General features: G+C 66.5%; 20 protein-coding genes and 1 riboswitch. Of the genes, 11 read left to right on the plus strand and 9 right to left on the minus strand.

All coding sequences use genetic code 11. The features are described from left to right. Positions 1–91 precede the first annotated feature (91 nt). Positions 92–171, plus strand: a riboswitch (SAM riboswitch). A 41-nt stretch (positions 172–212) separates the two neighbouring features. Next, positions 213–1,406, plus strand: a complete 1,194-nt coding sequence (locus ACN0WF_RS09330; protein ID WP_417772531.1) for an O-succinylhomoserine sulfhydrylase — start codon at positions 213–215, stop codon at positions 1,404–1,406. Between the two features lie 23 nt (positions 1,407–1,429). On the opposite strand, the gene ACN0WF_RS09335 is transcribed toward ACN0WF_RS09330, so the two are convergent. Then, positions 1,430–2,050: a CDP-alcohol phosphatidyltransferase family protein gene (locus tag ACN0WF_RS09335; protein WP_417772532.1), complete on the minus strand. Its 621-nt coding sequence runs from the start codon at positions 2,048–2,050 to the stop codon at positions 1,430–1,432. A gap of 266 nt (positions 2,051–2,316) precedes the next feature. On the opposite strand from ACN0WF_RS09335, the gene apaG reads away from it, so the two are divergent. From apaG to ACN0WF_RS09350, 3 genes are all read left to right on the plus strand, one after another. Next, entirely contained in the window at positions 2,317–2,709 is a 393-nt protein-coding gene (apaG, locus tag ACN0WF_RS09340; RefSeq protein WP_417772567.1) for a Co2+/Mg2+ efflux protein ApaG, read from the plus strand. A 351-nt stretch (positions 2,710–3,060) separates the two neighbouring features. Continuing rightward, entirely contained in the window at positions 3,061–5,058 is a 1,998-nt protein-coding gene (locus ACN0WF_RS09345; RefSeq protein WP_417772533.1) for an EAL domain-containing protein, read from the plus strand. Positions 5,059–5,149: 91 nt separating this feature from the next. Beyond that, on the plus strand, positions 5,150–7,273 hold the full coding sequence (locus ACN0WF_RS09350; RefSeq protein WP_417772534.1) for an EAL domain-containing protein: 2,124 nt from the start codon (positions 5,150–5,152) through the stop codon (positions 7,271–7,273). A gap of 12 nt (positions 7,274–7,285) precedes the next feature. On the opposite strand, the gene ACN0WF_RS09355 is transcribed toward ACN0WF_RS09350, so the two are convergent. Next, complete coding sequence (locus tag ACN0WF_RS09355; RefSeq protein ID WP_417772535.1) at positions 7,286–7,699, minus strand: tellurite resistance TerB family protein; 414 nt, start codon at positions 7,697–7,699, stop codon at positions 7,286–7,288. Between the two features lie 259 nt (positions 7,700–7,958). Here ACN0WF_RS09355 and ACN0WF_RS09360 point away from each other — a divergent pair, with 259 nt between their 5' ends. Beyond that, entirely contained in the window at positions 7,959–9,623 is a 1,665-nt protein-coding gene (locus tag ACN0WF_RS09360) for a lysine--tRNA ligase (protein WP_417772536.1), read from the plus strand. A gap of 104 nt (positions 9,624–9,727) precedes the next feature. Here ACN0WF_RS09360 and ACN0WF_RS09365 read toward each other — a convergent pair whose 3' ends face one another. The 3 genes from ACN0WF_RS09365 to ACN0WF_RS09375 all read right to left on the minus strand — a co-directional run bounded on the left by ACN0WF_RS09365 (position 9,728) and on the right by ACN0WF_RS09375 (position 13,409). Beyond that, positions 9,728–11,434, minus strand: a complete 1,707-nt coding sequence (locus tag ACN0WF_RS09365; RefSeq protein ID WP_417772537.1) for a methyl-accepting chemotaxis protein — start codon at positions 11,432–11,434, stop codon at positions 9,728–9,730. Positions 11,435–11,851: 417 nt separating this feature from the next. Continuing rightward, entirely contained in the window at positions 11,852–12,733 is an 882-nt protein-coding gene (locus tag ACN0WF_RS09370) for a thermonuclease family protein (protein ID WP_417772538.1), read from the minus strand. 31 nt (positions 12,734–12,764) lie between these two features. Beyond that, positions 12,765–13,409, minus strand: a complete 645-nt coding sequence (locus ACN0WF_RS09375) for a S24 family peptidase (protein ID WP_417772539.1) — start codon at positions 13,407–13,409, stop codon at positions 12,765–12,767. A 306-nt stretch (positions 13,410–13,715) separates the two neighbouring features. On the opposite strand from ACN0WF_RS09375, the gene ACN0WF_RS09380 reads away from it, so the two are divergent. The 3 genes from ACN0WF_RS09380 to arsC are packed head-to-tail and all read left to right on the plus strand — an operon-like array spanning position 13,716 to position 15,546. Then, positions 13,716–14,057 (plus strand): DUF952 domain-containing protein, encoded by a 342-nt coding sequence (locus ACN0WF_RS09380; RefSeq protein WP_417772540.1) that lies wholly within the window; start codon positions 13,716–13,718, stop codon positions 14,055–14,057. Beyond that, positions 14,057–15,169 (plus strand): quinone-dependent dihydroorotate dehydrogenase, encoded by a 1,113-nt coding sequence (locus tag ACN0WF_RS09385; RefSeq protein WP_417772541.1) that lies wholly within the window; start codon positions 14,057–14,059, stop codon positions 15,167–15,169. Before ACN0WF_RS09380 ends, ACN0WF_RS09385 begins: the two co-directional genes overlap by 1 nt. Continuing rightward, complete coding sequence (arsC, locus tag ACN0WF_RS09390) at positions 15,166–15,546, plus strand: arsenate reductase (glutaredoxin) (RefSeq protein WP_417772542.1); 381 nt, start codon at positions 15,166–15,168, stop codon at positions 15,544–15,546. The genes ACN0WF_RS09385 and arsC overlap by 4 nt, the downstream gene beginning before the upstream one ends. On the opposite strand, the gene betB is transcribed toward arsC, so the two are convergent. The 3 genes from betB to betI form a co-directional block, all read right to left on the minus strand. Then, entirely contained in the window at positions 15,540–17,003 is a 1,464-nt protein-coding gene (gene betB / locus ACN0WF_RS09395) for a betaine-aldehyde dehydrogenase (protein ID WP_417772543.1), read from the minus strand. The genes arsC and betB overlap by 7 nt on opposite strands. Before the next feature lie 62 nt (positions 17,004–17,065). Further along, positions 17,066–18,721: a choline dehydrogenase gene (gene betA, locus ACN0WF_RS09400; RefSeq protein ID WP_417772544.1), complete on the minus strand. Its 1,656-nt coding sequence runs from the start codon at positions 18,719–18,721 to the stop codon at positions 17,066–17,068. A gap of 43 nt (positions 18,722–18,764) precedes the next feature. Beyond that, a complete protein-coding gene (gene betI, locus ACN0WF_RS09405; RefSeq protein WP_417772545.1) occupies positions 18,765–19,358 on the minus strand; it encodes a transcriptional regulator BetI in 594 nt (197 codons plus the stop codon). Between the two features lie 431 nt (positions 19,359–19,789). On the opposite strand from betI, the gene ACN0WF_RS09410 reads away from it, so the two are divergent. The 3 genes from ACN0WF_RS09410 to choV all read left to right on the plus strand — a co-directional run bounded on the left by ACN0WF_RS09410 (position 19,790) and on the right by choV (position 22,773). Continuing rightward, on the plus strand, positions 19,790–20,737 hold the full coding sequence (locus ACN0WF_RS09410) for a choline ABC transporter substrate-binding protein (RefSeq protein WP_417772546.1): 948 nt from the start codon (positions 19,790–19,792) through the stop codon (positions 20,735–20,737). 156 nt (positions 20,738–20,893) lie between these two features. Continuing rightward, on the plus strand, positions 20,894–21,739 hold the full coding sequence (gene choW / locus ACN0WF_RS09415; protein WP_417772547.1) for a choline ABC transporter permease subunit: 846 nt from the start codon (positions 20,894–20,896) through the stop codon (positions 21,737–21,739). After that, entirely contained in the window at positions 21,739–22,773 is a 1,035-nt protein-coding gene (gene choV, locus ACN0WF_RS09420; protein WP_417772548.1) for a choline ABC transporter ATP-binding protein, read from the plus strand. The genes choW and choV overlap by 1 nt, the downstream gene beginning before the upstream one ends. Positions 22,774–22,791: 18 nt before the next feature. Here choV and ACN0WF_RS09425 read toward each other — a convergent pair whose 3' ends face one another. Then, entirely contained in the window at positions 22,792–24,183 is a 1,392-nt protein-coding gene (locus ACN0WF_RS09425; protein WP_417772549.1) for an MATE family efflux transporter, read from the minus strand. Positions 24,184–24,683 lie beyond the last annotated feature (500 nt).

Consider the following 24,683-nt stretch of genomic DNA (forward strand, 5'->3'; position numbering starts at 1 on the left):
CGGGCCGTCGACGGGGAGTGTTCGGCGGCGGCTTCCCTTGCGTCTGCCTTGCCTGCGGGCATTGACGCGGGTCGAAGCGTGGCTTATCAGATTTCCGTTCCGTGGTGATTTGGGCCGGCCGGCTTGCAGCCACGTTAAAGAAGTCGCTAAACAGGCCGGGTTGCGAAAACCCCGGTCCGTCACGGCCGGGGTTTTGCATTTGGAGTTGAGGCATGAGCTCAAACGCGCGCAACTGGCATCCCGACACCGCCCTCGTCCATGGCGGCACCACCCGGTCTCCCTACGGCGAGACGTCCGAGGCGCTCTTCCTGACACAGGGCTTCGTCTATGGAACGGCCGAGGCGGCCGAGGCACGCTTCAACGGCGACGATCCGGGCTTCGTTTACTCGCGCTACGCCAATCCGACGGTCGCCATGTTCGAGGCACGCATCGCCGGTCTCGAAGGCGCGGAAGCCGCCATCGCCACGGCGAGCGGCATGGCGGCGGTCAATCTCGCGCTGATGGCGTGCTGTCGGGCCGGAGATCATGTGGTCGCCGCCAAGGCGCTGTTCGGCTCCTGCCGCTACATCGTCGAGACGCTGCTGCCGCGGTTCGGCGTGTCGACGACGCTGGTCGACGGCACCGACATCGAGGCCTGGCGCGCGGCGATCCGGCCTGAAACCACGGCCTGTTTCCTCGAGAGCCCGACCAATCCGACGCTGGAGGTCATCGATATCGCCGCGGTCGCCGAGCTGGCCCATGCGGTTGGGGCCAGGCTCGTCGTCGACAATGTCTTCGCGACGCCGATGTGGCAGTCCCCGCTCACTCTCGGAGCCGACGTGGTGGTCTATTCCGCGACCAAGCACATCGATGGCCAGGGCCGTTGTCTCGGCGGCGTCGTGCTCGGCCAGAAGGACTGGATCGCCGACGAGGTGATGCCCTTCGTCAAACACACCGGCCCCTCGCTCAGCCCGTTCAACGCATGGGTGCTGCTGAAGGGGCTCGAGACCCTTTCGCTGCGCGTCGAGCGCCAGACATCGACGGCGGCCCGCCTGGCCGACATGCTGGCGACGAGTGCAGGCGTGAAGCGCCTCATCTATCCGGGGCGTGACGATCACCCGCAGGCCGAGGTCGCGCGTCGGCAGATGCGTGCCGGCTCGACGATGATCGCCATCGACCTCGAGGGTGGAAAGGAGGCGGCATTCCGCTTCTCCAACGCGCTGCAGGTGATCAAGATGTCCAACAATCTGGGCGATGCGCGCAGCCTGATCACCCATCCGGCGACGACCACGCACCAGAGCGTGGCCGAGGAGGCGCGCGCCGAACTGGGCATCGGCGAGGGGCTGCTGCGCCTGTCGATCGGGCTGGAGCACCCCGACGATCTCGCAGCAGACCTCGAAACGGCCCTCAAGGCCGCGCGCGGCTGATCCACGCCTCGCGGACGCAGCTTTCAGGGCGCGTCCGCGTCGCCAAGCAGGCCGGCCACCAGCACGACGCGGGAGACCGCCGAGACGACGCAGACCGCCGCGAAGCCCCAGGCGAGGATGGCGAAGCAGGACGGCAGCAGGCACATCGCCAGAAACACGGCGATTGTCTCCGCCCCTTCCGCAAGCCCTCCCAGATAGTAGAGTGACTTTCTTCCCTGTGCGTCGGTCGAGAGGCCGCGCTTCTCCGCCATGATCGCGAAGCCGAGAAAGCTCGCGCCGTTCATGTAGAAGGCCAGAAGCAGTGCGCCGGCGGCCAGCGCATTCGCCTGCGGCGCGTGGAGCGCGAAGGCGAAGGGCACCGCGCCGTAGAAGAAGAAATCGAGGACGATATCCAGATAGCCACCCCGGTCGCTCTTGTGGCTGGCGCGCGCCACGGCACCGTCCAGTCCGTCGAGAAGCCGGTTGAGCGCGACGAGAACGGCGCCGGCGAGTGGCGCGCCGAGAGCGATGGCGAGTGCCGCGCCCATGCCGCAGGCAAAGCCGGCGAGGGTCACCTGGTCGGCGGCGATGCCCAGCCGTGCCAGTCGGCGTCCAGCTGCGTCGAGCGGCGGATCGATGAGGGGGCGCAGGCGGGCGTCGAACATGGTTCGGCTCTTCCGGAGCTTGAAGGTTCCCGCCGCCATCGGTGGTCGGGCGCACTGTCCTTGATGGCCGAGGGTTGAGCCGCGCGCAAGCGCGCCGCCCCCGAAGGAACCTCACGATACGTTGTGATTGGCAGGTTCATCCGGTTCACGTTGCTCGGCGTACTGGATATGATGCAAAATTGCCCTAACATTCCCGGGGGTGGCCCTGCGTTCCCTGCTCGCGTGGTCTGATGAGCAAGCCCCTAACTCTGATCCTGGAAGACACGATGTACAGGTCCGTCACGCGAAACATCCAGGTCACCGTGGAACCGGTTTTCCTCAGCGAGGATTCCGATCCCGACGGCGGTCAGTACCTGTGGGCCTACACGGTCGATATCGTCAATCTGGGCATGGAGACTGTCCGCCTGCGCGCTCGCCACTGGCGCATTTTCGACGCGGCGGGCCGGCTGGAGGAAGTGCGCGGCGCCGGTGTCGTCGGTGAGCAGCCGGTGCTCGGGCCGGGCGAGCGGTTCGAGTACACCTCCGGCTGCCCCTTGCGCGAACCTTCCGGTGTGATGAGTGGCAGCTACCGCATGGAAACCGCCGGCGGCGAGGGCTTCGACGTCTCCATTCCCGCCTTTTCCCTCGACGTGCCCGGCGAGCCGAGGAGTTTGAACTGACGCTGCGGAGGTTCTTTCGGATGCTTCGTGCCGGCAGATATTGAATGCACGTTCAAGGTTCGTCTGTTTCTGTTCTGGAATCGTTAAGCTTCGCAGGCTTCAATTACCGGAAGGTGATTTGATATTTGTGACGATGGGTGGTCTTTTTCCTGATCCATTCGTCAACTTTTTCTTGATATGGTCGCATTACGTATCATGTTGAAATCATGACCGCGATACGATCTCAGCAGGGGGAGTTCCGTTTTGGCGTCGAGGCAGGGGGTGCAGCAGGACGCGGTCCGCCTCGCAAGGATTGCGGGTGGCGAGGCGCTATGCGCTTTCGAGGCCGCCTTTCTGTCTGCGCGCTCCAGGATGATTTACTTTGATACCGAGTTGATCGTGCGGGCCGTCAACGATGCCTTTCTCGCCGATGACCGTGTCGCGCGGGAGGACATTGTCGGTCGCCATGTGTCCGATTTGCTCGGCCCCTCCGTCTTCGAAACCCGCTTGGGCCAGATCAAGGCTGCGCTGAACGGAGAGGAAACCTGCATCGTCGACTGGGGGCAAAGGGGGGCCTCGCGCGGGCGGCTGCTGCGTATTCACCATATCCCTGTGCGGGGCGAGGGGGGCGACGTGGTCGGCGTTCTCGTCCGGTTGGAAGACGCCACGCGGCTGCATGATCTCGAACGCCGCGTCTCCATGCTGGGCGAGGTCTTCAACCAGACGGCGGACGGCCTTGCCGTCATCGGCACCGATTATCGTTACGTCTGGGCCAATCATTCGTACACGCGACGCTGGAACCTCATGCCTGATCAGGTGGTGGGACGTGCTGTCGCCGAGATTGTCGGAACGCGCTCCTACATGGAGACGGTGCTCATTCCGCTGTCGCGCTGCTTTTGCGGCGAGAATGTTGCCTTCGAGGACGTCACCAGCACATTCGACGGCACGCCGGCCCGCTTCGCCATTCGCCTCGAACCCTTCCGCGACGAAAACGGAACCATCATCGGCGCGGTGGTCAACCGTCGCGACGTGTCGGATGTCGCCGCGATGATCGAGCGGATCGAGCGGCATGAGACCGAGGACGCGCTTACCGGGCTTCCCAACCGCAGCGCCTTCGAGGAAAATCTGTCGCGCCAGCTTGGCGCCGTCGCGACCTGTGCCTGTGACACGCAGGAGTGTCTTTCGGCGGTGATGGTTCTGAACCTCGACGATTTTCGCACGATCAACGACATGGCCGGTTACGCAGCGGGGGACGTGTTGCTGCGCCAGGTCGCTCGCCATCTGGCGACGCTTGTCCCCGACGCCTATCTTGCCCGCCTTGGCGGTGACGATTTCGCCATGCTGCTGTGTGGCGTCGACCAGCGAACCGCTGTCGCGCTCGGTGAGAAGATCGTCGCGGCAATCGGCAGCGCCGGCTTCGAGATGGGGACGGCGCGGTATTCCGTTGGCGCGAGCATCGGCATCGTCCCCATCGATCAGGATGTGTATGAAGGCGCCGCGTCATCGGTCAGCGACGTGATGAAGCGTGCCGACCGCGCCTGTCGCGTCGCGCGCGATGCCGGCGGGGCGCGGGTGTCGGTCTATCACCCCGAGGACAGCGACATTCTTGCCCGCAACGAGGAGGTGATGAACGTCCGCGTCATTCAGGAGGCGTTGCGCCAGGATCGTTTCGAACTGCACGTCATGCCCATTGCCCCGATCGGCACCGGCAGCGGCGATTATGACGAGATCCTGTTGCGCGTGCTCGATGAGGCCGGCACGCCGATGCCGCCTGGCAACTTCATTGCCGCCGCCGAGCGCCATGGCCTGATGAGCCGCGTGGATCGGTGGGTTGTCGAGGCCGTTCTTGCCAGGTTGCCGGGCGTTGCCGCCGATGCCCGACTGTCGGTCAATCTTTCCGGCCAGTCGGTCGGCGATGCGCGGTTCCGGGATTTTCTCATCGAGGCCCTGGACGCGGCCGCTCCCCGCAAGGGACAGATTTCCTTTGAGATCACCGAAACATCGGCCATCCGGTCGATGGAGACCGCCCGCGACCTGATCGCGGCCCTGCGTGCGCGCGGCTGCGGGATCATTCTCGACGACTTTGGCTCGGGGCTTTCGTCTTTCGGCTATTTGCGCCGTTTCGATGTCGACATGCTGAAGATCGACGGCAGCATCATTGGCGGACTGCGTGACGACACGGTCCAGCAGACCATCGTCGCGGGCATTGTCGCGGTTGCCGAAGCCATGTCGATCCGGGTCGTGGCCGAATATGTGGAGGATCTCGAGACGATGGCCCTGCTTGGACGTCTCGGCGTGAGCTTCGCGCAAGGCTATGCCATTGGCCGCCCGGCCCGCTGGACCGTGGAGGCGCCAGGACCGGCGTCCTGAGCGTTGCGTTGACCGGCTGAGTGCTTTCAGGCGACCGGATCGCCCGTCCACCGCTGCCTCGGGCCGCGGTCACTCGAAGAAGGAGCGTGCCATGACGACAAGGACACGCCCGCCCACACGCGCGTCGACGCGCGGCGGAGGTGAGGCGAACGTCGCCATCTCCGACTGGCCCTTCACGGTCAGCCGCGATGAGGTGCACAGCGCCATCATCGAGATGAGCCGCGCCGGCGTCTTCGTTTGCGACCGCGACTACCGGATCTGGGATGTCGACGGCACGTTCCTGGAAGCGGAGGGCCGGCCCCGCGCCGACGTGGTCGGCCGGCACGTCGCCGAAATTCTCGGTGATACGGTCTTCGAGGCCCGGCGCGCCAACATCGACCGGGCATTTGCCGGCATCGCCTCGCGCCTGCGCTCACCGGGTCTGCGGGACCGCACCCGCGGCATCACGCTGGAGGTCTTCTTCCAGCCGATCTTCGACGCGGACGGCATTGTCGCCTGCGTCGCCTCCACCGCCCGCGACGTCACCCTCTTCGAGCAGATCAACGAGCGCCTGTCGATGCACGAGGAGATCGTGCGGCAAACCTCGGACCGCATATCGGTGATCGGCACCGACTACGTCTACCGCTTCACCAACCACGCCAACGCCGCCTTCTACGGTATGGCCCCGGAAGATCTCATCGGCCGCGACGTACGGCAGATGATTGGCATCGAGTGCTTCGAGGCGCGGTCGCGACACTATTTCGAACGCTGTTTCGCCGGCGAGAGCGTTGAATACGAGTACGGGATCGCAGCGGATGCGGAGGACGCCAAGCGCTATGTGCGCATCAAGATGGATCCCTACCGCGACCGCAGCGGCCAGGTGACGGCGGCGGTTCTCGTCATGACCGACGTGACTGCGGCGACGCGGATGGCGCAGGAGCTGCGCCGTCAGGCACAGGAGGACGCGCTCACGGGTCTTGCCAACCGCCACGCCCTTCAGGGCGCGCTCGAGGCAGCGCTCGCGCAAGCGCAGACCTCGCTGCTGCACGGTGCGCTGCTGACCATCGATATCGACGGCTTCAAGCTGGTCAACGACATCGCGGGCCACAGCGCCGGGGATGCGCTGCTATGCCAGATCGCTGACATGCTGCGCACCTTCGAGACCGACGGGGGCGTCTGCTGCGCGCGGATCGGCGGCGATGAGTTCGCCGTCCTTTGCCAGCGCACGACGGTCGACGCGGCGTCCGCCCTCGGCGACCGCATCGTCGCCAATGTCTTCGAGATGCCCTTCACCTGGAGGGGCACGCGGCATCGGATCGGGGCAAGTGTCGGCATTGCCATGATCGGACCGCAGTCGGAGGAGGAGGCGCTGCCGCGCACCACGCACCAGATCCTCAATCAGGCGGACCAGGCCTGCCTCTATGCCAAGGAAATGGGAGGCGGCAGGGCGGTGGTTTATCGCCCGCAGGCGGCCGAGATGGTGGCGCGGCGCGCCGACATCGGCAATCTTCAGCTTATCCGCCGCTCGTTGGAGACCGGGCATTTCCAGCTTTACACCATGGCCATCGCTCCCATCGACGGAACCAGTCTGCCGATGTGCGAGGCGCTGCTGCGCTTCGTCAACGAGGACGGGCGGGTGCTGCCGCCGTCGTCCCTGATTGCCACCGCCGAGCGCCACGGTCTGATGCAGGAGATAGACCGCTGGGTGGTGACAACGGCGCTGCGCCATGTCGGTGAGCTCGATGCCTCGATCCGGCTGACGATCAACCTCTCTGGCCTGTCGGTCGGTGATCCGGAGTTCAAGGATTTCCTTCTCGAGGCGCTCGAGCGCACGCCGGAGCTTTGCGAGCGGATTTCCTTCGAGATCACGGAGACGGCCGCGGTGCGCAGCATGGCAACCGCCCGCGCGCTGATCTTCGCGCTGCGCGAATGCGGCTGCGGCGTCATCCTCGACGATTTCGGCTCGGGCCTGTCGTCCTTCGCCTACCTGCGACAGTTTCCCATCGATTCCCTCAAGATCGACGGCGGCATCATCGGCGATGTCGCCCACGACGAGCTCCAGCGCACCATCGTCGCCGGCATCGTCGCGGTCGCACGCCAGATCGGCGTCTCCGTCATCGCGGAATACGTGGAGGACGCGGAAACGCTCGCCGTCCTGCGCGATCTTGGGGTGACCCATGCGCAGGGCTACCATGTCGGCCGGCCGCAGCGCTGGATCGACGGCGCCGCGGTCTGACGGCGGCGGCCGTCAGGGTTTGCGGAAACGGGCCTGGGCGGCGCGCTCGATGGCGGCGACCGTGAGCTTGTCGAGGGCGAAGGCATCGCGCAGCAGGTGCAGCAGGCGCAATTCCTCGCGGGCCACCGTCAGGTCGGCGATCGCCACTTCCACCGCCAGCGCATAGGCCGTGTCGCGGTGGCTTTCCGGCACGCTGCGGGCGATGAGTGCGATCGTGTCGCTCATGCCCGTCTCGCCCTGAAGCAGCAGGCCGCACTCCTGCGCGACGGGCAGCAGGCGCTCCTGGTCGAAGTCGCGGAACACGGGAAGGGTGCGGGTGATCTTGCCGATCGACCGCAACTCGCGGTCGGTCATGCTGCTGTCGGAGGCCGACACCATCACCATCGCGTAGATCAGGGCTTCCTGGAGACTGACAGTTTCGCTCATGGACATTTCTCGCTCATTGTCGGACAGGCCCTTTCCTGAAAAGGGGATGCTGCGTTTCACCTAAGCGTCGGCGCGCGCGGGCGCAAGCCGACTTTCGAAGATCGCCCGCCATGGGGCGCTATTGCTTTCGAGGGGATGTCGTGCGCCGGTTTTCGGTTCCGTTTGCCGCGCGCTTCCGCTAGTTAGTTGGCGCGCAGCCGCCCGTCTGGAGCTGGGCGCGCGCGATCCCGCCACCACGCAAATCAGCAACGGTTCCTTCATGACGTCAGTTTCGCTGCCCCCCCTCGACCTTACCCCGGCCCTCGTAGAGGCGGCGAAGGTCTCGAAAGCCTGGCCTTTCGAGGAGGCGCGCAAGCTGCTGAAACGCTTTGGCGGGCGCGATCCCGGCCGGCCGGTTCTGTTCGAGACCGGCTACGGCCCCTCCGGCCTTCCGCACATCGGCACCTTTGGCGAGGTCGCCCGCACCACGATGGTGCGCACCGCCTTTCGCGTGCTGACCGAGGACAAGATCCCCACGCGGCTGCTGTGCTTCTCCGATGACATGGACGGCATGCGCAAGATCCCCGAAAACGTGCCGGACCGGGCCGCGCTCGAGCCGTATCTGCACATGCCGCTGACCGCCGTGCCGAACCCGTTCGGTGGCGATCATGAGAGCTTTGGCGCGCACAACAACGCCATGCTGCGTCGGTTTCTGGACACCTTCGGCTTCGAGTACGAGTTCGCCAGCGCCACCGACTACTACCGGTCTGGCCGCTTCGACGAGATCCTGATCCGCGCCGCACACAGGTATCAGGCGATCATGGACGTGATGCTGCCGACCCTTGGGGCGGAGCGGCAGGCGACCTATTCACCGTTCCTGCCGATCTCGCCGAAGTCCGGCCGCGTGCTCTATGTGCCGATGAAGAACGTCGACCCGAAGGCCGGCACGATCACTTTCGACGACGAGGACGGAGCGGAGGTTACGCTCCCGATCACCGGCGGCAACGTCAAGCTCCAGTGGAAGCCTGACTTCGGCATGCGCTGGGCCGCCCTCGATGTCGATTTCGAGATGTTCGGCAAGGACCATCTGACCAACGCGCCGATCTATGACCGGATTTGCGAGATCCTCGGGGGGCGTGCGCCCGAGCACTTCGTCTATGAGCTCTTCCTCGACGAGAACGGCGAGAAGATCTCCAAGTCCAAGGGCAATGGCCTGACCATCGACGAGTGGCTCACCTATGCCTCGCCGGAAAGCCTGGCGCTGTACATGTTCTCCAAGCCGAAGACGGCGAAGAAGCTCTATTTCGACATCATTCCGAAGACCGTCGACGAGTATTTCGCCTTTGCCGGCCGCTATGCCTCGCTGCCGGTCGAGCAGCAGCTCGCCAATCCGGTCTGGCACATCCATTCCGGTCGCCCGCCGGCCATCGACGTGCCGGTCTCCTTCGCCATGCTGCTCAATCTGGTGTCCGCCTCGAACGCCGAAACCAAGGACGTGCTTTGGGCCTTCATCTCGCGCCATGTGCCGGGGGTAACGCCGCAAAGCCACCCGAAGCTCGATGAGCTGGTCGGCTACGCGATCCGTTACTTCGACGATTTCGTCAAGCCGACCAAGGTGTTCCACAAGCCCGACGAGGTCGAGCTGGCGGCGTTGAAGGCGCTCGATGCAAAGCTCGCCGGCCTGCCAGCCGATGCGGACGGAGCGGCGATCCAGGATGTGGTTCTCGATGTCGGCCGCGCCATCGAGCGGTTCCAGGATCACAACAAGAAGAGCCCGGACGGCGGCCCCGGCGTCGCCGTGACCTGGTTCAACGCGCTCTACCGCCTGCTGCTCGGTCAGGAGCGGGGGCCGCGCTTCGGTTCCTTCGTGGCGCTCTACGGCATTCCCGAAACCCGCGCGCTGATTGCCGGTGCGATCTCGGGCGAGCTTGCCGGCAACGCCTGAAGCGGCGGGCACTGGCTCTGAAGACAAACAAAAAGGGCCCCGGCCATCTGGCCGGGGCCCTTTGTCGTTTTCGCGGGGAGAGGGCGGGTCGCCCTCCCGCCTCGTCAGGCGGCGCGGACCGTCTCGAGGAAGCGCGTCATCTGGGTGCGCAACGCGTTCGACTGCTGGGCCAGCTCGTTGGCCGAGGCGAGCACCTGAGCCGAGGCGGAGCTTGCCTCCTGGGCCGCCTGGGTGACGCCGGTGATGTTGTCGGTCACCTCCTGCGTGCCCTGTGCGGTCTGCTGAACATTGCGGGCCACTTCCGCCGTGGTGCCGCTCTGCTCGCCGATGGCGCCGAAGATCGAGTCGGAGATCGTGTTCATGTCGTCGATGGTCTTGCCGATCGAGGCGATGGCTTCGCCGGCGTCCGTCGTCGAGCCCTGCATGGACTTGATCTGGGTGGAGATCTCCGAGGTCGCCTTGGCGGTCTGCTCGGCCAGCCCCTTGACCTCCTGGGCGACAACCGCGAAGCCCTTGCCGGCCTCGCCGGCGCGTGCCGCCTCGATGGTCGCGTTCAGCGCCAGCAGGTTGGTCTTTTCGGCGATCTCGTCGATGAGGCTGATGATCGCGCCGATCTGGTCGGCGTTCTCACGCAGCTCCCGCATCTGGGCATTGGTGCGGTTGGCCTGGTCGACGGCGCGCGTCGCCACCGTCTTGGACTGTTCGGCCTGCCGCCCGATCTCGCTGGCCGAGCTGGCGAGCTCCTCGATGGCCGAGGCGACGGTCTGCACGTTCATCGCTGCCTGTTCCGCGGCGCTTGCCACCGAAGCCGACTGGGAACTGGTTTCCTCGGCGGAGGAGGTCAGCGTATTCGCCGCTGCCTGTAGCTCCGTCGATGCGGAGGACACCACATTGACGATCTCGCCCACCGCGTTCTCGAAGTCGTCGGCGAGCTTGATCATCTCGGCCTTGCGCTGTTCGGCGGCAATGCGGTCGGCCTCGGTCTTTTCCTCGACCTCGCGGCGGGCCTCCTCGGCGAGCTTCACCTTGAAGTCCTCGACCGCGTCGGCGATCTCGCCGATCTCGTCCTTGCGTCCGCGTCCGGCCACTTCGATGTCGAACTTGCCAGCAGCCAGTTCCTGTACGCTGCCTGCGAGTTCGCGGATCGGCTTGACGATGCCGAAGCGGGCGATCAGAAAACCGATGGTGATGCCGCCGACGATGCCGAGAACGGCCATCGTGTACATCAGCCCTTCGCTCTGCTTGTAGGTCTGCGAGGCCTCTTCCCTGAGCGTGCCGACATTGTCCTCGAGCTTCTTGGCCAGATCCTGGAAGGCCCGGCGAAGCTTCTGGCTGGCGGCAAGCGTGTCGCCCAGCGAATTCTGGATCAGGAGTGTCTGCTCGGGCGTGCGGTTCTCGCCGATGGAGGAGATCATCTCGATGTCCTCGTCGACCTCTGCCTGAAAGTCCTTCCAGAGGACCTCGATCTGATTGAGTTCGGTCTCGATCGCCTCGGCGTTGTTGCTCCGGATACGGCCCATGCGGTCGACGAAGACCTTACGTTCCTGCTGAATGGTCGCGGTCACTTCCGTGATCGTTCCCGGGCGCGGGTCGGTTCCCATCCGGAAGTCTTCGCGACTGATGGCAAGAAGGTTGGCGCCAAGAGAGGCGATCAGGCGAGAATTCGTGGCCTGGGCGTCCATCTTGTAGCTGGCCTTGTCCATGTCGCTCATGGCGGTTACCGCATTGTAGGTCAGTACCGCAGCAACGGCGCTCAGAAGGCCGATAACGAGAAGGATCTTCGACAAGATCTTGAGATTTGAGAGTCGCACCGTCTTGGTCCCCACTTCTAGGTGATGCGTATATGCTCGGCTTGGCCTGCTTGGGCCAAGAAATCGGGTCATCGAGAACACCGCCTGTCGCGATGCGGCCACAGGGAGGAGGGTGGTTTCGCATGGCTATTTCGGTTTGTTCGAAAGTTCGGCGTTAGTTTGCTTTGTTCTCGGTATTACTATTTGTTGTCATCTTTAAAAAAGAATTAAAGTTCGCCAGTTTAGAAAGTTTACAACACGAAACATATCTTTCAATTTCATGATGTTTTTATATACGGGGAAATATACTTATATTTATGATATTTATCCATGATTTTATATCATGAAACCTATTGGGATATGTAATTTCTGACAATATTTATGGTGGGTTGATTGTTTTTACATCTTCTGCAGCAGCGTTTATGATTGCTTCGCAGGTTAGTTGCTTCCGGTATTTTCCGGATGCCAAGGCGTGTCGACGATCTCGATGTCGCCGCTCACATATCCGCTGCGTTGCGCGGACCCCGCCTCTGCGGGACGTTGCGTCCGCTCAGCGGCCCCGAAGCCGGTGTCGGGGATCACGGGCGGCGCGATCCTTGCGCCGATCTCGCTGCTGTCGTCCGCGTTCTCCGGCAGCGACAGGGCGTCGGGCAGCTCGGGCAGCCCGTCGAGCTTCCAGCGGCCGCGCCGGGCTTCCCGCGCTTCCTCCGCCGACGCGCGCAGGGCTTCCGGCGCATCCTCGAGCGGGTCCGCCCAGCCCTGGCGTACCAGCCAGTCGGCAAGATCGACACCATTGCGCTGGCAGGTGGCGGTGACCAGGCCGGGGGCGACCTCACTCATGTCGTCGCATTGCACCGCGAGCCGGCGGACGAAGGCGCGAAGCGCCGTGCGCGCGCGCATGCCGCAAGGCCAGGTGCCGCCAAGCCGCGAGGGGCAGGTGGCGTCGGGAGCGGGGGCTGCGACACCCGCCAGGCGGATGGTCAGCCGTCCGGCCTTCAGCGTGCCGGCGTCGATCACCACCGGCTGCTTCAGGGTTACCTCGCTTGGCACCTCGACCACCGTGCGTTCGGGCAGGCGCGGCGCGATGCGTTTGAGCGGTCCGGTGAGCGGCGGCAGCGGCAGGATGCCGCCCGGCGTGACATTGCGGATCGAGCTCGGGTCGGGGGCGTCGGGCAGGGCGGGGAGCGTCTCCTGCGCGGCAAGGGGGCAGGCCGCAAGTCCGGCGAGCGCCACTGCAAGCCCGGCGCCGGCCAGCGTCCGGGGCAGGCCGGGCGACCGGAAGGGTGCTCCGGACAGCGGCTTGTCGGGTCGTTTGTGCATCGTCGCTTTCCCCGTTCCCGCTGGGCGTCGCCTATTGGCTGGCCCAGATGATTCGCGCCATCCACACGATCTCGGTGATCCCGTAGCGGATTGAGCCTGCGCTGTCGTCCAGGCCCTTGAGGTCGATCCGGGTTCTGGTCCGTCGTTCGAAGATATGGGCCGTGAGCCGGCCCGACACGGTGCGTACCGCCACCCGGTCGCCCTTGCGGATCTCGGCGGCAGGCGACACCACGACGACATCCCCGTCACGGTAGAGTGGCAGCATCATGTCTCCGCTCACGCGGATCGCCATGTCGTTGGCGGGCGTTTCCGCGAGGCCCTGCGGTGCGGAGGAGGGGCCGGGCGCGGCCCAGGGCGGCGCGAGCCCGGGGTCCTCGTCGTTGAAGAACCCGGCCGTCGCGACCGTTGCGGTGGTCGGCTGCGGCAGCGCGTCGCGCAGCGCCAGCCTCTTGTCGATCAGGTCGACGAATTCGGCAAGGTCGGAGCGGGTCGCGGTCAGGATCTTGGCAATGGATTCCATGGACGGCCAGCGCGGCCTGCCGTCGGAGGCAACCCGCTTGGAGGGGTTGAAGGTCGTCGGGTCGAGGCCGGCACGGCGGGCGAGACCGGAGGGGGTCAAGCCGTTGCGCCGGGCAAGTCCGTCGATAGCCGACCATACGCTCTCATGCGACAGCATCGTGCATTCCCGTTGTCTCGCGCGCTGTCGTGTGCCGCGCCGCGCCTGGTTGCCGCCGCCCCTTTCGGTCAAAGACCTTATCCCCGCTCCGGTATATATTCCTATTGCTGTGCGCGCGCCACCCCGTGCCGTGGTGTGCGGGGCTGGATACAGGGTCGCTTCTGCGCCTGTTCACCGGGGTTTGAAAGGGAGTGTCATTGATATAAAAGGGCTTTTGCCGTGCCCTTGTCTCCCTGCCGGACAGGCTGTAATCCGGCGTGACGAAACTCCGGGCCTGCCCGGACCGCGATCCGAGGGCGAGAGACGATGACGCTGATCTACAAGATTTCCCCGGCCACGGACTGGCGCGAGGCGGAGGCGGCGGGCGTCTTCACCGGCGCGCCGGTCGATCTCGCCGACGGCTTCATCCATTTCTCCGCCGCCGACCAGGTGCGCGAGACGGCGGGCAAGCATTTTGCCGGCCGGTCGGATCTCGTGCTGGCGGCCATCGATGCCGCGTCGCTGGGCGACAAGCTCGTCTGGGAGCCTTCGCGCGGCGGCGCGCACTTCCCTCATCTCTATGCTTCGCTGCCCATGTCGGCGGTCGTGTCGGTCGTCGACCTGCCGCTTGGCGCCGATGGGGCGCACCGCTTCCCGGAGGGGCTGTGATGTTCGCAAGGCTCGCCTCCGGGATCGCGCGGCGCGCGCTGTTTACCCTCGACGCGGAAACCGCGCACGGTCTCACCATCAAGGCGCTGGCGAGCGGGCTTGCCCCTTCCTGCGCGGCGGCGAGCGATCCGCGTCTGGCCGTGACCGTCGCCGGCATCGATTTCCCCAATCCGCTGGGCATGGCCGCCGGCTTCGACAAGAACGGCGAGGTGCCGGACGCGCTGTTGGGCCTCGGCTTCGGCTTTACCGAGGTCGGCACGGTCACGCCGCTGCCGCAGTCCGGCAATCCCAGGCCGCGCGTCTTCCGCCTTGTCGAGGACAATGGCGTCGTCAACCGTCTCGGCTTCAACAACGAGGGCCATGCGGCACTGCGCGGCCGTCTTGACGCGCGCGCCGGCCGCGGGGGGATCGTCGGCGTCAACGTCGGGGCCAACAAGGATGCCACCGACCGGATCGCCGACTATGTGGCCGGCATCGAGACCTTTGCCGACCGGGCGACGTATTTCACCGTCAACATCTCCTCGCCCAACACGCCGGGCCTGCGCGATCTGCAGGCCCGCGACGCCCTGCACGAGCTGCTGTCACGGGTGATGGACGCGCGGGAGAAGGCCGCCGCCCGCGTCGGACGGACGGTGCCCGTCTTCCTCAAGATCGCACCGGATGTGGAGGAGGCCGGTCTCGACGACATCGCCTCGGAGGTCATTGCCGCCGAGCTCGACGGTCTCATCGTCTCCAACACCACCTTGTCGCGTGCCGGCCTTTCGGACGCGAAGGGGGCCGCCGAAACGGGCGGGCTCTCGGGGCGGCCGCTGTTTCGCCGGGCGACGATCGCGCTTGCCCGCATGCGCCTGCGCGTCGGTCCGCGCCTGCCGATCATCGGCGTCGGCGGCATCGACAGCGGCGAGAGCGCCTGGACCAAGATCACCGCCGGGGCCAATCTGCTGCAGCTCTACACCGGTCTGGTCTACGAGGGGCCGGATCTCGTCGGCCGTATCCTGACCCATCTCGCCAACAGCCTCGACCGCCACGCGCTGTCCGGCCTGGATGCCGCCAGCGGCCGCAACGCCGAGGCCTGGGCCCGGCTCGACCCGGACGGCGAGGACACGCTGTGAGCGGAGAGATCGTCATCTGGCACAACCCGCGCTGTTCCAAGTCGCGGGCAACGCTTGCCCTGCTGGAGGCGCGCGGCGTCGTGCCGGCGGTGCGCCTCTACCTCGAGGATGCGCCCTCGCAGGCCGAGATCCGCGCCGCGCTGGCCGCGCTCGGGGCAGATGGCCCGCGCCAGCTCATGCGCAGCTGCGAGCCCGTCTATCGGGAAAGGCGACTTGGAGACGTTGAGGACGCCGACGTGCTGGTGGCGGCCATGGCCGCCGACCCGGTTCTGATCGAGCGGCCGCTGGTCATCGCGGGCGGGCGCGCGGCCATCGGCCGTCCGCCCGAGGCGGTGCTTGCCCTGCTGGAGGGCGAGTGCGCGCCAGGGCCTCAGTAGGCGCTTTCGACGTCGCCCATCTCCACATAGACCGACTTCACCTGGCTGTAGTGGCCGATGGCCGCATGGCCGTTCTCGCGGCCGAAGCCCGACTTCTTGTAGCCGCCGAAGGGCATCTCGACCGGCGTCAGGTTGTAGGTGTTGATCCAGCAGGTGCCGGCGTTGAGCGCGGCGATCACCCTGTGGGCGCGCTGGATGTCGCGGGTGAAGACGCCGGCGGCCAACCCGAACTCGGTGGCGTTGGCGCGCGCCACCGCTTCCTCCTCGCTGTCGAAGTCGAGCACGCACATGACGGGGCCGAAGATTTCCTCGCGCGCGATCGCCATGTGGTCGGCGACATCGGCAAAGACCGTCGGTTGGACGAAGAGCCCCTCCGGCATCCCCGCGACGCTGGCCCTGTCGCCCCCGCAAACGAGGCGCGCGCCTTCCGCCTTTCCGCGTTGGATATAGGCAAGCACCTTGTCGAACTGCGCCTTCGAGACCAGCGGGCCGGTGTCGGTCGTTTCGTCCATCGGGTCGCCGAGGCGGGCGTTGGCGGTGCGCTCGGCGAGCCGGGCGAGAAACGCCTCCTTGAGGCCCTTCTGGACGAAGACGCGGGTGCCGTTGGAGCAGATCTGGCCGGATGAATAGAAGTTGGCGTTGATCGCCGCCGACACCGCATTGTCGAGATGGGCGTCGTCGAAGATGACGAGCGGCGACTTGCCGCCGAGTTCCAGTGTGACGTGCTTCAGCGTTTGCGCGGCAAGCTCGGCGACCTTCGTGCCGGTGGGCACCGAGCCGGTCAGCGAGACCTTGGCCACGTCCGGATGCGAGACGAGATGCGCGCCGGTCTCGCCAAACCCCTGGACGACGTTGAAAACGCCATCGGGAAGGCCGGCCTCGGTGAGGATTTCGGCGAGCTTCAGCGCCGACAGGGGAGTGACTTCCGAGGGCTTGAAGACGACCGCGTTGCCGCAGGCGAGCGCGGGCGCCGCCTTCCAGCAGGCGATCTGGATCGGGTAATTCCAGGCGCCGATGGCCGCGACCACGCCCAGCGGCTCGCGGCGGGTGTAGGCGAAGGAGCCGCCAAGGTCGATGTGCTCGCCGGTGAGCGTCGCCGTCAGGCCGCCGAAATACTCAAGGCAGTCGGCGCCGGAGGCCGCATCGGCGACGAGGGTCTCCTGCAAGGGCTTGCCGGTGTCGAGCGTCTCCAGCTCGGAGAGCTCGCGGTTGCGCTCCCGCAGCAGCGCGGCCGCCCGCCGCAGCACGCGGCCACGCTCGACAGGCGGCGTCGCGGCCCATTCCCGGAAGCCGGACCGCGCCGCCGCGACCGCCGCATTGACGGTCTCCGCGCCCGCCGCGTTGAGCCGGGCGATCACCTCTCCGGTCGCCGGGTAGCGGCTTTCCAGCGGCCTGCCGTGCGGATCCTGCACATAGGCTCCATTGATGAAATGAGAGGCGGGCGGCTGTGCGCGCATGCTGGCTTCTCCGGTCGTTCGCTTTACGGCGTGTCGTGTCGTCGTTTGATGAGTTTAGGGCGTCAACGCTGTTCTGTCCGCCACTTCGGATGAATCCATGGCTCCAGGTTCGACGGCGGCAGCGGATCCTTGCCCATCACATGGTCGGCGATCTTCTCGCCGCACATGATCGAGGGGGCGTTGAGATTGCCATTGGTGATCTGCGGGAAGATCGAGCTGTCGGCGACCCGCAAGCCGTCCACGCCGATGACCCGTCCCTGAGGATCGACGACCGCCATCGGGTCGTCGGGCGCCCCCATGCGGCAGGTTCCACAGGGGTGGTAGGCGCTTTCCACGTGCTCCTTGATGAAGGCGTCCAGCTCCGTGTCCGACTGCACCGCGCTTCCCGGCTGGATCTCCTTGCCGCGATAGGGAGCGAAGGCCTCCTGAGCGAAGATCTCGCGCGTCAGCCGGATGGCGGTACGGAAATCGGCCCAGTCGTCGGGATGGGACATGTAGTTGAAGAGGATCGAGGGCGCGGCCTCCGGATCGGCGGAGACGAGCGCCACCCGCCCGCGCGATTTCGAGCGCATCGGCCCCACATGTGCCTGGAAGCCGTGGCCCTCTGCCGCCGCCTTGCCGTCGTAGCGCACGGCGAAGGGCAGGAAATGATACTGGATGTCCGGGTATTCGACGCCGGCCTTGGAGCGGATGAAGGCGCAGGCCTCGAAGTGGTTCGACGCGCCCAGGCCCGTGCCCGAGAAGAGCCACCGCGCCCCGATCAGAGCCTTGGAAAGAAGGTTCCAGTGCTTGTAGAGCGTGATCGGCTGGGTGCAGGCCTGCTGGATGTAGAGCTCCAGATGGTCCTGCAGGTTCTGCCCCACGCCCGGGCGGTCGGCGATCACCTCGATGCCGAGCGCGGAAAGGGCCGCCGCCTCGCCGATGCCCGACAGCATCAGCAGCTTCGGAGAGTTGATCGAGGAGGCGGCGAGGATCACCTCGCGCGAGGCGTGAAACGTCTCTATGCGGCCGGAGAGCTTCACCTCGACGCCGGTTGCCCGGCGACCCTCGAAGACGATGCGCCTTGCGGCGGCGCCGGTGATCATGCGCAGGTTGTCGCGCTTCAGCGCCGGCTTCAGATAGGCGTTTGCCGTCGACCAGCGCCGCCCCTTCCACACCGTCATCTCCATGTCGGCGAAGCCTTCCTGCTTCAGCCCGTTGTAGTCGGCGGTGGTCGCGTATCCCGCCTGCCGGCCGGCGTCGATGAAGGCGTCGTAGAGCGGGCTCCACTTGGTTCCGCGCGTGACATGCATCGGGCCTTGCGTGCCGCGCACCCCGGCCTCGCCGCCGTGGGAGGTCTCCATGCGCCGGTAGTAGGGGGCGACGTCCGCATAGGACCAGCCGTGCGCGCCCATGTCCGCCCAGGTGTCGAAGTCGCGCGCGTGGCCGCGCACATAGACCATGCCGTTGATCGACGATGAGCCGCCGACCACGCGCCCGCGCGGTGTCGCCAGCCGGCGTCCGTCCAGGTGTGGTTCCGCGTCGCTGACGAAGCCCCAGTCGTAGCGGGACATGTTCATCGGGTAGCTCAGCGCCGCCGGCATCTGGATGAAAGGCCCTGCATCGGTGCCGCCGGCCTCGATCACGAGCACCCGGTTGGTCGGGTCTTCCGACAGGCGGAAGGCGAGCGCGGCTCCGGCCGAGCCTGCGCCGATCACGATATGGGTGGCGTCCTGCATGGTCTGCGTCTCTCGTCAGGTTCTTGCGTTTCGCTCGCGCCGCTCAGGCGCGCGGAAGCACGTCCGCGATCTGCCTGTCGACATAGTCCTCGACGTGTCTGATCGCCGGGCGCGGCTGGACCGGGCCCTCGGCGAAGACCCGCTGCAGCCACAGGCCGTCGATCATCGCCGCCGTGCCCTCGGCCGCGCCGCGCGCCCGCCCGCCCGGCAGCAGCGCCGAATAGGCGTGGGCAAGGTTGGACACGAGCCGGCGGTGGTAGATGCGCAGCAGTCGTCGCGTATCCGGCTCGGTGCGCGCCTGCAGATAAAAGGCGAGCCAGGCGGAAATCAGAGCCGGCTGGAACTGCGCCGGCGCGAAGCTCGCCGCGATCATCGCCGAGATGCGCTCGCGCGGACCGGAGGCTTTCGCCATCCGCTCCTGCGTCTCCTGCGACAGATCGGCCAGAAGCGCGCGCATGGTGGCGTTCAGAAGCCCCGCCTTGGAGCCGAAATAGTGATGCGCCAGTCCGCCCGACACGCCCGCGCGCCGGGCGATCTCCGCCATCGTCGCGTCGAGGAAGCCGCGCGCGTGGATGGTTTCCACGGTCGCGTCGATCAGGGCCTTGCGGCGGTGCGATTCCATTCCGATGCGAGGCATGTCCATCCCCGTTATTCCGGGCGGATACCGAACCGCCCGCAGCATCGCAGGTGTATTTTTGATTGGCTGTTCAATCAATGAAAAAAAGGCGATTGAGCGGGGAATTGCGTATTTCGTCTAAAAATGTTTTGATGCCGGCCATCGGATCGCAGGCCCGCTAGGGGCTGTGTCCAGGCTTGGGGGCCTCGCCGCGAAGAACAAGCGCGACGGACCGGCCGGAAAGCGGGGCTGCCTGTGGCGCCGGCTTTCGCGGCACGTCGCCGTTGTGTCCTGTCCTGCCCGTCCTGCTTCGGGCTTGCGCGGACCGGCGGCCGCTTCGCGCTTCGCGCGGCCAGCCCCGACAGCTTTGTTCCCGGCCTGTGGCCGGCGACCTGCCATGTCCGGCGCGCTTCTGCGCCGGTGCGTTTTGAAAAAGGGAAGGACGAACGCTCATGACCAGACTTGCCCTGCGCCTCGGCGCTGCAACCCTTGCCGTCGGCCTCACGGCCGGCACGGCTCTTGCCGCCGATGGCGACGCCTGCAAGACGGTCCGCTTCTCCGACGTGGGCTGGACGGACATCACCGCGACGACGGCGGTTGCCTCCGTGGTGCTCGAGGCGCTCGGCTATGACGCCGACGTCAAGATCCTCTCCGTTCCCGTCACCTATGCCTCGCTGAAGAACAAGGACATCGACGTCTTCCTCGGCAACTGGATGCCGACCATGGAGGGCGACATCAAGGCCTATCGCGAGGACGGTTCGGTCGAGACGGTGCGGGCCAATCTGGAAGGCGCCAAATACACGCTGGCGGTGCCCAAATACACCTACGACAAGGGCCTCAAGTCCTTCGCCGACATCGCCAAGTTCAAGGACGACCTTGACGGCAAGATCTACGGCATCGAGGCGGGCAATGATGGCAACCGGCTGATCATCGACATGATCGAGGGCAATACCTTCGGCCTCAAGAGCTTCGAAATCGTCGAGAGCTCGGAAGCCGGCATGCTCTCGCAGGTGGCCCGCGCCGCCAAGCGCAAGGAGGACGTTGTCTTCCTCGGCTGGGAGCCGCACCCGATGAACGCCAATTTCGAGATGGCCTATCTGGAAGGCGGCGATGACGTCTTCGGTCCGAACTACGGTGGCGCGACGGTGTTCACCAATGTACGCGCCGGCTATGGCAAGGAGTGCCCGAACGTCGGCCAGTTCCTCGACAACCTCGTCTTCTCGCTGTCGATGGAGAACGAGATCATGGGCGCGATCCTGAACGACGGCACCGAGCCGGAGAAGGCTGCCAGCGCCTGGCTCAAGGCGCATCCCAAGGCCGCCGACGCGTGGCTCGAGGGTGTGACCACGCTCGACGGCTCCGACGCCAAGGCGGCACTGAAGTCCGAACTCGGCCTGTAAGCCGTCGGACCGCGCCGCGCGCGGGCCTGAAAACAACCGCCGCCGCGCCGGGGAGCCTTCCCGGGAGCGGCGGCGCCGGGTGGCGGACCCGCCGCCCCTCCCGCCTGTGATGGCGGGCGATATACCCGAAAAACGGCAGAAAAGGAGGCGGCTCGCGTGGACTGGCTGACCGACAACAAACTGCCGATCGGCCCCTGGGCGAGAGCCTGCGTCGATTGGCTGACCAACAATGGCGCCTGGTTCTTCGACGGCATATCCGTCGCACTGGAGGCAATGATCGGGGCGATCCTCTGGGTTCTCCAGGCTCCGCATCCGCTTGTCGCGGTGGTCATCGTGAGTGCGCTTGCCTATGTCGTCCGCCGCAAGCTCTCCTTCGCCGTCTTCGTCGCCGCGAGCCTGCTTCTCATCATCAACCAGGGCTACTGGGAGGAGACGACCGAGACCCTCTCGCTCGTCATCGCCGCCGCCGTCGTGTGCATGGTGATCGGCGTGCCGCTCGGCGTCGCCGCCGCGCATCGCCCGAGGCTGTATGCGGCGATGCGTCCGGTGCTCGACCTGATGCAGACGATCCCGACCTTCGTCTATCTGATCCCGGCGCTCATTCTCTTCGGTCTGGGCATGGTGCCCGGCCTGATCGCCACCGTCGTCTTCGCCATACCCGCGCCGATCCGCCTGACCCAGCTCGGCGTTTCCTCCACCCCCCGCCAGCTCATCGAGGCGGGCGAGGCTTTCGGCGCGACGAAGTCGCAGCTGTTGTGGAAGGTCGAGCTGCCCTACGCGCTGCCGCAGATCATGGCCGGGCTCACCCAGACCATCATGCTGTCGCTCTCCATGGTGGTGATCGCCGCGCTGGTCGGGGCGGACGGCCTCGGCGTGCCGACGCTGCGCGCCCTCAACACGGTCAACATCGCCCGCGGTTTCGAGGTCGGTATCGCCATCGTGCTGGTCGCCATCGTGCTCGACCGCTTCTTCCGCCGCGACGAGCCGGAGGGCCGCACCTGATGACGCAGCCCATCGTTTCCTTCCGCGATGTCGACATCGTCTTCGGCGACAGGCCGGAACTGGCCTACCCGCTGATGGACGAGGGCCTCAGCCGGGCCGAGATCCAGAGCCGGACCGGCCAGACACTCGGTGTCTCGAAGGCCAGTTTCGACGTGGTCGAGGGCGAGCTTCTCGTTCTCATGGGGCTGTCCGGCTCCGGCAAGTCGACGCTGTTGCGCGCCGTCAACGGTCTCAACCGGATTTCGCGCGGCGAGGTGCTGGTTCATGACGGCGATCATTCGGTGAACCCGTCCGCCTGCGCGCCGGCCGATCTGCGCGCGCTTCGGCGCGGGCGCATCGCCATGGTGTTCCAGCAATTTGCGCTGTTGCCCTGGCGCAGCGTGCGCGAGAACGTTGGCTTCGGTCTCGAGCTCGCCGGGCTGAACCCGGCCCGGCGCAAGGAAAAGGTCGATGCCCAGCTCGAGCTGGTCGGCCTTGCCCAGTGGGGCGACAAATACGTCCACGAGCTTTCCGGCGGCATGCAGCAGCGCGTCGGGCTTGCCCGCGCCTTCGCCACCGACGCGCCGATCCTCCTGATGGACGAGCCGTTCTCGGCGCTCGACCCGCTCATTCGCAGCCATCTGCAGGACGAGTTGCTGGCGCTTCAGGACAAGCTCGACAAGACCATCATCTTCGTCAGCCACGATCTCGACGAGGCCGCCAAGATCGGCTCGCGCATCGCCATCATGGAGGGCGGGCGCGTCATCCAGCTGGGCACGCCGCAGGAGATCGTCCGCAAGCCGGCGACCGACTACGTCGCCGAGTTCGTCGCCCACATGAATCCGCTTGGCGTGCTGCGCGCCCGCGACATCATGCGCCCGCTTGCCGCCGGCGAGGCGGAGCGGCTTGGCGATGCGCCGATCTGTCCGCCGCGCATGCCGGTGCGCGAGGTGATCGCCCTCAAGCGCCGGTCCGAGGGGCCGATCCTGGTTGCCGATGGCGCCGCGCCGCTGGGGCTGGTCGGCGAGGACGAGATCCTCGACTGCCTGCTGTGAAATCGCGCGCGTGCCGGCTCAGCCCGGCGCGCGCGGAAAGGTCGCCGCCGCCCGCCGTGGCGTGATCGCCAGCAGCGAGAACCCGCGCATTGCCAGGAAGATCGCGAAGGCGAGCCACAGGCCGTGGTTGCCGAGGAGCGGAAAGGCGATGGCATAGGCGGCAAGGAAGCCGACCAGCGATACCAGCATCATGTTGCGCATGTCGCGCGACCAGGTGGCGCCGATGAAGACCCCGTCCATCTGGAAGGCGAGCACGCCGAGAAGCGGCGTCGCCGCCGCCCAGGGCAGGTAGGCCTCCGCCGTCTCGCGCACGTCCTGGGCCGTGGTGATCGTCTCGATCAGCAGCGGACCCATGGTCAGGAAGACGAGCGCCAGCAGGCCGGCCAGCACATAGCCCCACAGCAGGCTCAGCTTCAGCGACCGGTCGAAGGCCGGGCGGTAGCGCGCGCCCACCGCGCGCCCCGACAGCTGTTCGGCCGCCGTCGCCAGCCCGTCGAGAAAGAAGCTCGCCACCATGAAGAGCTTCTCCAGCACCGCGTTTGCCGCCAGCACCGTGTCGCCCTGTGCGGCCGAGCGCGAATAGAAGAAGCCGAAGGCGGCGATCAGCGAGAACGAGCGGATCATGATGTCGCCGTTGAGCGCCATCATCCTGCGGAACTTCTGCCGGTCGAACAATCTGGCGCGGGAGGGCAGCGGCGCGCCCCTGAGGATCGCCAGCGCGATTGCTGCACCGGCGAGGCAGGCGGTCGCCTCGGCCACCACGGTCGCCGCCGCGACGCCGGCGACGCCCCAGTCGAACACCAGCACGAACGCCACCGAAAGCGCGATGTTGATGCCGTTCAGTCCGGTCTGCAGGGCAAGCGCGGTCATCGCCTGCCCGCGCCCGATGAACCAGCCGAGAAAAGCGTAATTGGCAAGCGCCATAGGCGCGGAGAGCACGCGGACGGTGAAATAGGTCGCGGTCGCCGCCTGCACCTCGGCGCTGCCGCCCATCAGCCACAGCCCCGCCGTCAGCAGCGGCAGGCTGAGAGCCGCCAGGGCGATGCCGAGGCTGGCGGCGAGCACCTGCGCGCGCAGCAGCACGGCGCGCTCTTCCTCGTGCTCGTCCGCCCCCACGGCCTGCGCCGTCAGCCCGGTGGTGCCGGAGCGCAGGAAGTTGAAGCTGGTGAACACCAGATCGAAAAGCACGCCGCCGAGCGCGATGCCGCCGAGCAGCGCTGCGTCGCCAAGCTGACCGATCACCGCCGTATCGATCAGCCCGAGCAGCGGTGTCGACAGATAGGCCAGCGTCATCGGAACCGCGATGGCGAGCACCGTCCGGTTGGTCACCTCGAAGGGCCGCACGGCTCCGCCCGCCGGCGCATCGGGAGAAGCATCGGCCTTGTGGCCGGGGGCGCTGTCATGGGCCACGTATCGGTCCTCGGGCTGGCGGGCGGCGCGGTGCTGGCCGGACGGGAAGGAGCAGGATGCAAGTCCCGCAACCTATCCCATTGCGCGGCGGAGCGAAATTCCCAGAACCCGCGCCCACGCCCGTGACCCACGCCTTTCTCGCGTTCCCTCCACGGCGCACCGCCCGCCGCGATGTGGATTGGGTCCCGGGTCAAGCCCGGGATGACGCCTCAGGAGTGGTGAGGCGTTGCCGTGGAGGAGGTGGGGCGTCGCTACGGGGGGCGACGCCGTGGGGGAGGCGAGGTGACTCAGCGGCGGAGGTTGGGTGCCGGCCTCCCGCTCGGCCGTCACCCCGGGCTTGACCCGGGGTCTATTGGTTCCCGCAGCGCGCGATGCGGGCTCCGGGCCTGCGGATCGCTCCGGGCGGACGCGGCAGTCGCACCGCCCGCCGCGATGTGGATTGGGTCCCGGGTCAAGCCCGGGATGACGCCTCAGGGGTGGTGAGGTGTTGCCGTGGAGGA

This window comes from Stappia sp., from assembly GCF_048268045.1.
GTDB lineage: Bacteria > Pseudomonadota > Alphaproteobacteria > Rhizobiales > Stappiaceae > Stappia.

Excerpts from the sequence above, each read along its gene's own strand:
- choV (WP_417772548.1), top strand. The coding sequence starts at position 21,739 with ATGACGCAGCCCATCGTTTCCTTCCGCGATGTCGACATCGTCTTCGGC.
- apaG (WP_417772567.1), top strand. The coding sequence starts at position 2,317 with ATGTACAGGTCCGTCACGCGAAACATCCAGGTCACCGTGGAACCGGTT.
- ACN0WF_RS09360 (WP_417772536.1), top strand. The coding sequence starts at position 7,959 with ATGACGTCAGTTTCGCTGCCCCCCCTCGACCTTACCCCGGCCCTCGTA.
- ACN0WF_RS09370 (WP_417772538.1), bottom strand. The coding sequence starts at position 12,733 with ATGCACAAACGACCCGACAAGCCGCTGTCCGGAGCACCCTTCCGGTCG.
- ACN0WF_RS09380 (WP_417772540.1), top strand. The coding sequence starts at position 13,716 with ATGACGCTGATCTACAAGATTTCCCCGGCCACGGACTGGCGCGAGGCG.
- betA (WP_417772544.1), bottom strand. The coding sequence starts at position 18,721 with ATGCAGGACGCCACCCATATCGTGATCGGCGCAGGCTCGGCCGGAGCC.
- ACN0WF_RS09330 (WP_417772531.1), top strand. The coding sequence starts at position 213 with ATGAGCTCAAACGCGCGCAACTGGCATCCCGACACCGCCCTCGTCCAT.
- ACN0WF_RS09335 (WP_417772532.1), bottom strand. The coding sequence starts at position 2,050 with ATGTTCGACGCCCGCCTGCGCCCCCTCATCGATCCGCCGCTCGACGCA.
- ACN0WF_RS09385 (WP_417772541.1), top strand. The coding sequence starts at position 14,057 with ATGTTCGCAAGGCTCGCCTCCGGGATCGCGCGGCGCGCGCTGTTTACC.
- ACN0WF_RS09375 (WP_417772539.1), bottom strand. The coding sequence starts at position 13,409 with ATGCTGTCGCATGAGAGCGTATGGTCGGCTATCGACGGACTTGCCCGG.
- ACN0WF_RS09350 (WP_417772534.1), top strand. The coding sequence starts at position 5,150 with ATGACGACAAGGACACGCCCGCCCACACGCGCGTCGACGCGCGGCGGA.
- ACN0WF_RS09410 (WP_417772546.1), top strand. The coding sequence starts at position 19,790 with ATGACCAGACTTGCCCTGCGCCTCGGCGCTGCAACCCTTGCCGTCGGC.
- ACN0WF_RS09345 (WP_417772533.1), top strand. The coding sequence starts at position 3,061 with ATGATTTACTTTGATACCGAGTTGATCGTGCGGGCCGTCAACGATGCC.
- betI (WP_417772545.1), bottom strand. The coding sequence starts at position 19,358 with ATGCCTCGCATCGGAATGGAATCGCACCGCCGCAAGGCCCTGATCGAC.
- betB (WP_417772543.1), bottom strand. The coding sequence starts at position 17,003 with ATGCGCGCACAGCCGCCCGCCTCTCATTTCATCAATGGAGCCTATGTG.
- ACN0WF_RS09355 (WP_417772535.1), bottom strand. The coding sequence starts at position 7,699 with ATGAGCGAAACTGTCAGTCTCCAGGAAGCCCTGATCTACGCGATGGTG.